The organism is Streptomyces sp. NPDC054849 (assembly GCF_053610945.1).
Genome location: NZ_JBSGZI010000164.1, coordinates 1 through 10,344 on the forward strand (window position 1 = coordinate 1; position 10,344 = coordinate 10,344).

A 10,344-nucleotide genomic window follows, 5' to 3' on the forward strand; every position below is an offset into this window, starting at 1 on the left:
GGGCAGGGCTGCGCCGCCGGAACTGCGCACCGCGCAGGTCCCCGGCGGCGCGCCGGGACCGGGCCGGGCGCAGCCGGCAAGCCGCCCCGTTGCACGAGTATTCGCATGCCCGGGCGGGATTCCCGCACTCCCCCACACACCCGGCGGTGCACCTGCCGCCGAGCCTGCCGCGCACCACCGCAAGGAGCACCCGCCGTGTCGCGCAGAGCCCCGGCGGGAACGGCGCACGCCATGACCAGCCGGCACCGGCAACCGCGCCACAAACACCCGGTGCGAACCAGCCTGCGCCTGCCGGGGGTTCCGCGCCGGGAACCGCACCCGCCAGGCCACCGCGCCCGAAACCACCCGCTTGCACACCGGCGCCGAGATCACCACGGCCCCCGAAGCACAGCCCGGCACCACCCCCGGTCCCCCATCAGCACATGGCCGGTGGCCCACCCACCGCCGGCCACCAGAACAAGGACGCCACCAACCCGCGACGGGCAACACGCTCACCACACCCCATGGAAGCCGGCCGCAACTACCGCCCGGCCCGGCCGGACAGGCACCCCAGACACCGGACCGCATGGCGGTGACCGCTCGTCCGCAGCGGGCCGCTCTCACCGTTCACACAAAACCTGCACCCTACGGGCGTGACACTCCCGCCAGCCCGTCGTTGAACCACACGGTCAAGCGAAGGACACAAACGGCCCCCGGAGACAAACATCCCGGGGGCCGTCTGCACACCCAGCCCACCCGCCCGACCCGCCACACATAGCCCACCCACAACCCCTACCCCCCACCATCCCGCCCCACCACTCCATGCCGACCACCCACCACCCGGCCGGAGCGCTACTCAGGATGTCCGGCCATCCACTCAGGGCGCCGGGCCCTTCCAGTCCCGGCAGTAGAGCAGTCCGGGATCGTCGCGGCGCCCCGGACGCCAGGCGGCTAAAGCCCGCGCCATTCAGGAGCGTCCCCACCACCGACGCCCGGCCGGCCGAGCCCGGGCGGCCGGGCCGGCCCTCTGGTGGGGAGCTGTGCCGAGTCAAGAACCGGCCGGCCGGCCCGAGACGGCCCTGCAGACGGGTTCGCCCGGTCGGGGTGGGTCGGGGCACGGCTACGGCGAGGTTCGTCATGACGGCCGGGCGATGGGTGCAGGCTCGGCGGACGTCCTCATGCGGCTCGCTGGAGGAAGTTCATGCCGGGTGCTCGGCCAGACTGCCGGAAGGCCGCCCGCGTCTTCGTGGTCGCGGGGATGGGCGGCGGCCTGGTCGGGCTGGTCGGCGGTGGCTTCCGGTGGTGCCTGGAGCACGCCGACATGCTGCGCGGTTCGGTCGTCGAGGCTGCGGCCGGTCTCGGTGTGGTGGGCTGGCTGGTCCCGATGGCCCTCACCGCGGTGGGCGCGGCGGTGGCGTGCGCGATCGCCCAGCGGGTCCCGCACGCGGCGGGCAGTGGGATCCAGCACGTGGAGGCGGTCTGGCGCGGGGAATCCGAGGGACGCCCGCTGCGACTGCTGCCGGCGAAGTTCATCGGCGGCCTCATCGCGATCGGCTCGGGCCTGGTCCTGGGGCGGGAGGGCCCGATCGTCCACATGGGCGCCGCGATCGGGGCGGTGGCCGGTCAGCGCACCCGGCTGGACGCCGAAGACGCCCGCCTGCTGCACACTGCGCTCGGCGGGGCGGGGCTGGCCGCCGCGTTCACCGCTCCGCTGGGCGGAGTGCTGTTCGTCTGCGAGGAGGTGACCCGTACGATCAGGCCCCGCCTGGTGCTGCTGACGCTCGTCGGCACCGTCACCGCGGTGGCCTGCTCCCAGCTCATCGTGGGCGCGGGGCCCGAGTTCCCGATGCCGGGCCTGCCCGCCCCACCGCTGTGGATGCTGCCGGCCTTCCTGCTGTTCGGCATGGCGGCCGGCGCGCTGGGCGCTGCCTACAGCGCTCTGATCGTACGGACACTGGAGGCCTGCGACCGGCTGACCCGGGTACCACTGCCCGTCCGAGCGGCTGTGATCGGGGCCGCCATCGGGGCCCTGATGGCCGTCGATCCCCTCCTGACGGGAGGTGGCGACCCGCTGAGCGAACGACTGCTGGCGGGCGGCGGCATCACGGTGGCGGCGCTCATGACCTGCCTCGCCGTCCGGTTCGTGGCGGGCCCGCTCAGCTACGCGGCCGCGACCCCCGGCGGACTGTTCGCCCCACTGCTGGCCTTGGGAGCCCTCTGGGGGGCCCTCGTCCACGCATTCGCGTCCCCGTTGCTGCCGGCTGACGCGGCGGGTCCGGCCTCCTTCGCGGTCGTGGGGATGGCCGCCCTGTTCACGGGAGTCGTACGGGCGCCCCTCACGGGCATCGTCCTCGTCGTGGAGATGACGGGCGCCACCGCATTGCTGGCGCCGCTGCTGATCGCATGCTGCGGCGCAGCCATGACCGCGGACTGGCTGGGGAGCGAACCCATCTACGACAGATTGCGGCGCCGGATGCAGTCCCACCCTTGAGGAGGCCGGGTCCTACAGGGTGCGGCCTCGCCGAACAGCGGTGCACGACTTCCCGCTCACCGGTCACCCAGTCGTCGACGCGCCTGCCGCCGGGCGGTCCCGCGCCCTCAGGAGCGACCCCATGCCCGAACGCAGCACCATCCTGCGACCTCAGCAGGATGGCACCTCTGGGTCGACCGTCTCTGCTGTCACATGCCGAGGCGAACCGCAGGCCGGTCCCGGGTATCCGGGATCGGCCGGCCTCGGTCACCACACCGAACCGGTCACCCCGTGGGCCGCCGGGTTTCCCTACTCGCCAGTACATGCACGCCGGCGGCACGACGCTTCCCATCGGCCTACGCGGGTAGCCGACGGACGACAAAGCGAGCGCGGCAGTGAGGAAAGGAGCATCAGTGATCACTCAAGACCAACTCGCGGCCATGGCCGGATGCGCGGCGCACACGGATCAGGGGCAGCGCCTGGGCCAGGTGGAGTACGTCCTGGTGGACGATACGACCGGCAGGCCCGAATGGGTACGGGTCACCGACCGGGCCTCGGGGCTGGGCGGGGTGTTCGTCCCCTTGCGCCAGGCGGAGCTGAAAGACGGGCGCCTGGTCGTCCCGTATCCGGTGACGCTGATCGAGCAGGCTCCCTGCGCGGCGCTCGACTGCGGGAGCGTGCTCTCGGTGTCGGAGGAGGAGCAGCTGTACGGGCACTACGGCCTGCGGGATGCTCGCGACGAAGTCAACGCCGAGAGCGACGCGGGGTGGGGGGCGATGGACCGGGCGCAGGCCATTCGCGAGGGCACGGCCGGCCGGGAGCACACCGTCTCCCGCCTGCGACCGGTACAGCCGGGGCGGTGAGCCGGGCGCCCCGGGAGACCGTGCCGGTCTGGGCCGGGGCAGCCCTGAGGGCGCATCCGGCCGGGGCGCACCGGTGGTGTCCACGGAGACGATCAAGAAGTACGGGGCGTAGGGCGTAGGTCGTCACTGGGCTGGCCGTCATGGCCATGTCCCTGGCCCATGCCCATGTCCGTCATCGCAGGCTGTGCTCGCCGGACTCGCCGGACTCGTCGTCAGGTGGAGGGGCGCCCCGGTCGCCACCGGCCGCGGCTGGCACGGCGACTGGGCGGGGGCGAGCGTCACATGGTGCAGGCAGGCCCACAACGCCGGGGATGCTGCGTTGCGGGCCTGACCACTGCGTCGCCGAGTTCAAAGCGCATCAGCCGCACGGGTCACTCGGCGGCCGGCCTGGATCGATTCCGCAACCGCAGTCGGTCACGCCGGCTCGACGGGCAGCCACAGCTCGCAGGTCGCGGTGCTGAAGTCGTCCGCGCGCTCAAGGACTGCGACGATCGAGGGACCTGGCCGGAGGCGCCACGGGTTGGAGGGGAACCACTCGGTCGCGGTCGCGGCCCAGGTCGTCTGCAAGGCTTTCGGGTGCGGTCCGGTGGTGCGAAAGACCGCCCACTTGCCGGCCGGTACCTCGATGGCATCGAGGTCGTCGGGCGCGGGCGTGTCCCTGGAGACGGCGACCCCGTGCAGGTAGGTCAGTTCGCTCCCCTCCGTGCCGTCGGGGTGGAGGTCGTCGCAGACTTGCAGCAGCCCCCCGGGCTCCACGTCGCCGAGGGCCCTGAGCCGGAGATGCTCCTCTTGCGGCAGTGCGGCGATGTGCTGCTGGATGTGCGTGTTGATGCCCTGGTGGATGAGCGGAACCCGGGCTGCGTGGCCGACCAGCCGGAATGCGGGGCGGTCGACGAGGTGGGTGTCCATGGGGATGCTCCCTTCGACGGTCAGGTGGAACCTGAGCTGCGGTTGTGTGCGCAGGGGGCCTCCGTCGCGGCGCACGTCACTGAGGCCGGCGCCGTGGACCGCACGGAACGCACGTCCGAACGCTTCGGTCGAGCCGTACCCGTGCCGGACGGCGATGCTCAGCAGATCGTCCTCACGCCGGACGACGTCGGCGGCGGCGACGGTCATGCGGCGTCGGCGCATGTATTCCGACAGCGGCATGCCGGCCAACGACGAGAACATGCGACGCAGGTGGTATTCGGTCGTGCCGAGCTCACTGGCCAATGCGTGGACGTCGAGCTCCTCGGTGAGGTGCTCCTCGACGAGATCGACGAGTTGGTTGAGTGCCGAGATCACGAGGCCTCCTTTCGATGTCAACCCTGCCTGGCAGAACCCGGCCGTACCCGACCGCAGCGATCCAATCCGATCATGTGCCTGCACGGGCGTGGAGCCGACCCTGCTCACACTGCCGGGCAAGGCGAGGCCACACCCAGCCTCGGAAGGCGGACTGAGCGGCAGGCGCGGTGCGGCAGTAGGCGGCGGCAGTGGGCGCCCGGCGACGGGTTCGCGTTTCGCGGTTCGCGGTTAGCGCAGGACCTGAAGGAGGTGGTGCGACGTGCGGCGTGAGGCCCTTGCCTCGATCAGTTCTGCACACCGCCGAAATCAGGCAGGGTGACCGAACCGTCTGCAGCAAGGGGGAACCCCGGGTTGTACGCGACCTCCCAGGAATGGCCGTCCGGGTCAGCGAAAGCACTGGAATAGAACCCGATCGCATTGACGGCCGCGGGCTTGGTGACGCTGCCCCCTGCCCGTCGTACGGCAGCGAGCAGTTCGTCCACCTCGGCCTCGGAGCGGACGTTGTGGGCCAGGGCGATCCCGCCGAACCCGCCGACCGGTCCAGGCTCCACACCGCAGTCGCGGGCCAGCTCGTCCCGATCCCACAGCACCAGCGCGAGCCCGCCGGCCTGGAAGAAGACCGTCGCCTCGACCTCCTGTCCCCGCCAGCCCAGGGCCTCGTAGAAACCCTTGGCGCGTGCGAGATCGGAAACTCCCAGAGTGACCAGGGTGATGCGCTGTTCCATCCGCTCACGCTAGAACGCCTGGCGGGACGGAGGCCGCCGACGCACCGCAGACGCACCGCGGACGCGACGTTTCCCCAAGGTCTTGCCCTGGCCTATACGGGCGCCAGGGAGAGGCCTGTGCGTGCAAGCGGCACGCCTATGGCGGAGTCGGTGCACTGGTGCGAGGAGCACGGCACGGCTGTTGAGCCGGCCATGGAGTGACACCCCGGCGGCGGAATCCGGTGCGCGGGGCCGCCGCCGCACCGGCACGGCCGCAGAGACCGCATCCGCGGCGCTTGGGGGAAGTCCTATGCGAATGCGGCTGCTTGATCACCTTGCGGGGAGTCGGCCTGTGACGTCCTTCCATTTCTGGCGCGCTGCTTTGAGTCGGGCGAGTGCGGCTGCCTGCTCCGGGTCAAGCTGGTGCTTTTGTGTGATGTCGTGGAGCTCGGTGCGGACGGCGTCTTCCTGTGTGGTGTCGGCTTCAGCTTCGGTCAGTGCTGCCTGGGCTGCCTTCACGCGGTCTCCCAGGCTTGCCTGGAAGACCGCGTCGAGGCGTGCAGCGTTCGTGATGAGCGTGACGAAAGCGTGTACGGCGTCTTCTTCGTGCTCGCCTTGCGAGAGCGGAACGTGATAGACGTGCCCGCCTGCCTCGGTCACGATCAGGTGGTGGCTCTTGGAACCGTGATGGATCCGCACGGTGAGGTCGGCCAGTGGCAGCTCCTCAGCCTCACCGATCGAGAGCGTGTGCTGGTGCAGGATCAGGGTACCGAGATTGCCCACCACCGGACCGCTGCCAGGACTCTGGGCTTCGCGCAGGGCCTGTTCCGCGGCGGTGACGCGGCGACGGTGGGCGGCCTGAGCGGAGCTGAGGCGAAGTTGGACGGCGGTCCGCTGGAACCATGCCTGAACGGCCCGGGCTGTGAGGCGCCGGCGGGCTTGTGCCAGTTCCCGGCGTTCGGGGGGCGTAGCTGCGGCTGAAGGCGGGACCCCAGCCGCCCGGATAGCGATAGCGGTGCCAGCCGACGAGTACCGCCACGACGATCAGCGCCCGCAACCCCCACTGCAAGACCTCCATCGTCTTCCCCCTTCCCCGTCGTCTTGGCCAGCTCTACTTGTAGCGCCCCGGCGCCGTCAGCGAGGTCCGTTTGTGAGAGGTCCGCCGACCGGCGGCGAAGGCCTGGACCGGGCTGCGGAGGTCGGGCCCGGCAGTGACCGGCCCGGCGGCTGTCCAGTGCTGGTGCGCGGCCATCTGGCTGCCGTCGCCGTTGTCGTCGACTTGTTGCCCGCGAACCACCGCGCCGGGGTGCGCAAGGCGCCGTTCGTCTTCCTGATCATGGCGCCGGGCACCGTCCGTGCCTTGGACGGAGAGCACCGGGAGCGGCCGGCGCGATGTCGTGACGGGCCGGAGGGCCGCCGGGTGGGTCGCGTTAGGGTGAGGGCATGTCAGCTGTGATCAGTTCGCCGTCCCTCCCACTGCGTCTGGAGCCCATCACCGCCGAGAACTTCGACGCCGTGTGCGCAGTGCAGGTGCGGCCCGACCAGGTGCATCTGGTCTCCCCGGTGGTGAAGTCGCTGGCGGAGGCGTACGTCCACGCCCCTGCCGCTTGGCCGCGGGCCATAGTCGACGGCCCCGAGATCGTCGGCTTCGTCATGGCCTTCCTCGACATCGTCTGGGATCCCGACACCGACCCCGCGGACCGGCGCAGCGGCATCTGGCGGCTGAACATCCACGCGAGCCACCAAGGCAAGGGCTACGGCCGCTTCGCGGTTCGGGCGGTCTGCGAGGAGATCCGCCGCCGCGGCACCCACCGCGCGTACGTCAGCTGGGACACGGGCGAGAACAGTCCCGAACCGTTCTACCTGGGCCTCGGGTTCGCGCCCACCGGTGAACTCAGCGGCGGCCAGCGAGTTGGCGTACTCCCCCTTCACCTCCCCCGGCCCACCAGCCCGACCACCAGCCCGGCGGTCGGTCCGGCGGCCCGTCCGACCGTGGGCCCGGCGGCGGCTAACGGCTGAGGACCACCGTGCCCCCGGACCGCACCGCCGCCGCCTCGGACGGCGCGGCCGAACCGGATGGGACGGCGCCCGAGCGGAACGCCTGCGGGCTGACACCGCGTACCCGTTTGAAGGCCGCGGAAAGGGCGAAGGCACTGCCGTAGCCGACCTGGCGGGCCACCGTGGCCACCGTGGCGTCCGGCTCCCGCAACAGATCGGCCGCCAACGCGAGGCGCCAGCCTGTCAGGTATCCGGCCGGCCCCTCTCCGACAACCTGCGTGAAACGGCGGGCCAGCGACGCCCGGGAGACGCCCACCTTGACGGCCAGCTCCTCAACCGTCCATCCGTACGCCGGATTCCCGTGCAGCAGGCGGAGGGCCGGGCCGACCACCGGATCGCTCTGGGCCCGGTACCAGGCCGGGGCACCGGAGCCGGCCTGCGCCGGCCACGCTCGCAGCACCCCGATCAGCAGCAGGTCCAGCAACCGGTCCAAGACCACCTCCTGGCCAGGCTCCTCACTGCTGATCTCCGAGGCGAGCAGGCCGATCAGGGTGGAATCGGCGGCCCGGGCGGGGCGGACCAGGATCGTGGGCAGCGCCTCCAGCAGCCGCCGGCCGATCTCACTCGGCGCCTGATAGGTGCCGCTCAGCATCACCGCCGACCCGGGATCCTGCCGCTCCGTCCCCCACGTCCGCACGCCCAATGCCATGGACTCCGACACATCCTCGCCCGTCGGCGTGCTGCACCGCTGATCAGGGCCCACGGTGACCTGGACCGGCGTGTCGGGGGCGTCTGCAACCGTGTACGGGTCAGGCCCCCGCACCACGGCGACGTCCCCCGGCCTGATCCGTACCGGCTCGGCACCCTCACCGTCGGGCAGCAGCCACGCCGAGCCGGCCACCATCGTCACGACCGACAGCGGGGCACGGTCCTCGATCCGCAAGGACCACGGCGGATCGAAGACAGACTTCAGGAGAAAAGCACCCCGGGCCTTGGGGCCTTCGAGAAGACCGGTCAACATGTCCATGCACACATCCTCCCCGCACCGCCCCACCCCGGCAGCAGACCCGGGGAACAGGACCGGGCATCCGGTTCGGGTGCGTGCCCGGCCGCGGCCCGCCCGGGCGACTTGTCGGGGACGGGGGCGGGGCCGGGGCTGGTTCGGTTCGGTTCGGTTCGGTTCAGGTTCGGGTTCAAGTCGGGTTCGGTTTATCGGGTCAGGAGGACGGCTGGTCCCACACGCCGGTGGCCGCCGCCTCGCGGGCGAAGTCGGCGAAGTCCCTGGCCGGCCGCCCCAGTACCTCCTGGACCCCGTGGACCACCTGGGCGTTGCGCCCGTCCAGGATCAGGGTGAACAACTCGGCGAAGTCCTCCGGCAGACCGTTCTCACGCAGCACCGCACGATAGTCCTCGTCCGAGACCGGAACGTAGACGATCGCACGGCCGGTGACCTTCGACAGTTCAGCGGCGACATCGGCGAAACTGAGCAGGCGCGGACCCGACAGCTCATACGTCCTGCCGATGTGCCGGTCGTCGCCGAGCACGGCCACCACCACGTCGGCGATGTCATCGGTGTCGACGAACGCCTCGACCGCGTCCGCCGTCGGGAGGGCGATCTCCCCGGCCCGTACGGACTCCAGGAAGAAGCTCTCGTCGAAGTTCTGGTTGAACCAACTGGCCCGCACCACGGTCCAGTCGGCGCCCGAGGCCTTCAGCCTGTCCTCGCTCAGCCGCGCGGCCTCCTCGCCCCGCCCCGACAGCAGTACCAGCCGACGCGCGCCCGCTGCCACCGCGACCTCGGCGAAGGCTCCCACCTGCTCGACGGCGCCGGGGAAGGCAAGGTCGGGGTAGTACGTCACGTACACCCGGTCGACACCCTCCAGTGCCGGCAACCACGTGGCGGGCTCATTCCAGTCGAAGGCGGGCTCACCCCGCCGGGAACCGACCCGGACCGCACACCCTCGGGCAGCAAGCTTCTCGGCAACCTTCCGGCCGGTCTTACCCGTCCCCCCGATCACCAGGGCGATCCCCTGCCCGCTGCCCTGCCGACCCCCCTGAACAGCCGCCGGGTCGATGTCCCGACCGGCGGCGTGGTCGGTGGTCCCGGCGGTGGTCTGCGCGATGCCTTGGGCAGTGGCTTCGGCCTGATCTGTGGCCTGGGCTGTTGCCTTCCGGGTTGTGGCCTGGGTGGCTGTGGTCTGCGTGTGGTGGTTCGTCGTCTGCGTCATGACCCCAGTCAAGTCCACCCTGGCGAGACGGAACATAGCCGAAAAGCTCACCTGCATACGCAAACGTCCAACCCCGCACCACAACACTCGGCCGGCCCCGCGACTCGGCAGGCCACACCACTCGGCCGCCACGCCACCCGGCCGAGAGACCGGTCGACGGGACGGCCGGACCGCGAGCGGGCTGCCCGGGACCGGGGCCGGCAAGGGGCCCGAAAGCCGAGGCTCGGGCAGGGCCGGGCCCCGGGGCGACAAGGGTTACGCCGGGTCTCGGTCTGCGATCACCTGGGTGTTCTGGCAGGCCGCCAGCAGCCACCGCCCGTCCTCGTCCCGCGTCATCACATACAGTGGCGCACCCTCCGTGCCGCCCTCCGCCCCGTGGTAGACCTGGCGGACCTTCACCGCCGCGACGTCCGGCCGCAGGAACCGGATGTGAACCACTTCGTACGTGACCTCACCATCCCATACCGCCGCCGGCAGCACCGCCCGCGTGAAATCGGCGATCGCCTCCCACCCGATCAGCACCCTGCCGTGACCGGTCGTCCATATCGCATCCGGATGAAACAGCGCGAGGAAACCCTCCGCGTCCCTGGCCCGCTGCGTACGCTCGACCACAGCGACGACCTGCCTGATCGCCTCGACGGAATCCGCCCGTGCCTCATTTTCGATGTCCATGTCCATGTCCATGAGCTCGATCCTGCTCCCTCAACCTTGGTCGAGGTCAAGCGATATGATCATATGGCGGCATGACCACCAGGACTCTCTACCTGCTCTGCTCCGCCGCCCCACCCGTCTTCGACGTCGCCCACGTCATCGAAGAC

9 protein-coding genes are annotated in these 10,344 nt (G+C 71.1%); 3 read left to right on the forward strand and 6 right to left on the reverse strand.

All coding sequences use genetic code 11. The features are described 5' to 3' along the window. The first annotated feature begins 1,180 nt into the window (after positions 1–1,180). On the forward strand, positions 1,181–2,470 hold the full coding sequence (locus ACWGIF_RS36920; protein WP_453504117.1) for a ClC family H(+)/Cl(-) exchange transporter: 1,290 nt from the start codon (positions 1,181–1,183) through the stop codon (positions 2,468–2,470). A 392-nt stretch (positions 2,471–2,862) separates the two neighbouring features. Beyond that, a complete protein-coding gene (locus tag ACWGIF_RS36925; RefSeq protein WP_453504119.1) occupies positions 2,863–3,312 on the forward strand; it encodes a PRC-barrel domain-containing protein in 450 nt (149 codons plus the stop codon). Between the two features lie 414 nt (positions 3,313–3,726). On the opposite strand, the gene ACWGIF_RS36930 is transcribed toward ACWGIF_RS36925, so the two are convergent. The 3 genes from ACWGIF_RS36930 to ACWGIF_RS36940 form a co-directional block, all read right to left on the reverse strand. Further along, entirely contained in the window at positions 3,727–4,596 is an 870-nt protein-coding gene (locus ACWGIF_RS36930; protein ID WP_453504121.1) for an AraC family transcriptional regulator, read from the reverse strand. A gap of 284 nt (positions 4,597–4,880) precedes the next feature. Then, positions 4,881–5,321 (reverse strand): VOC family protein, encoded by a 441-nt coding sequence (locus tag ACWGIF_RS36935; protein WP_453504122.1) that lies wholly within the window; start codon positions 5,319–5,321, stop codon positions 4,881–4,883. A gap of 309 nt (positions 5,322–5,630) precedes the next feature. Then, the gene (locus tag ACWGIF_RS36940) at positions 5,631–6,086 is read right to left on the reverse strand and encodes a hypothetical protein (protein WP_453504123.1); all 456 of its coding nucleotides are present in this window, start codon (positions 6,084–6,086) and stop codon (positions 5,631–5,633) included. Positions 6,087–6,743: 657 nt separating this feature from the next. On the opposite strand from ACWGIF_RS36940, the gene ACWGIF_RS36945 reads away from it, so the two are divergent. Beyond that, on the forward strand, positions 6,744–7,319 hold the full coding sequence (locus ACWGIF_RS36945; RefSeq protein WP_453504125.1) for a GNAT family N-acetyltransferase: 576 nt from the start codon (positions 6,744–6,746) through the stop codon (positions 7,317–7,319). Here ACWGIF_RS36945 and ACWGIF_RS36950 read toward each other — a convergent pair. The 3 genes from ACWGIF_RS36950 to ACWGIF_RS36960 form a co-directional block, all read right to left on the reverse strand. Next, positions 7,309–8,325: an AraC family transcriptional regulator gene (locus ACWGIF_RS36950; protein ID WP_453504127.1), complete on the reverse strand. Its 1,017-nt coding sequence runs from the start codon at positions 8,323–8,325 to the stop codon at positions 7,309–7,311. The genes ACWGIF_RS36945 and ACWGIF_RS36950 overlap by 11 nt on opposite strands. A gap of 190 nt (positions 8,326–8,515) precedes the next feature. Next, complete coding sequence (locus ACWGIF_RS36955) at positions 8,516–9,526, reverse strand: NmrA family NAD(P)-binding protein (protein ID WP_453504129.1); 1,011 nt, start codon at positions 9,524–9,526, stop codon at positions 8,516–8,518. Between the two features lie 255 nt (positions 9,527–9,781). Then, positions 9,782–10,210: an SgcJ/EcaC family oxidoreductase gene (locus ACWGIF_RS36960; protein ID WP_453504131.1), complete on the reverse strand. Its 429-nt coding sequence runs from the start codon at positions 10,208–10,210 to the stop codon at positions 9,782–9,784. Positions 10,211–10,344: the final 134 nt, after the last annotated feature.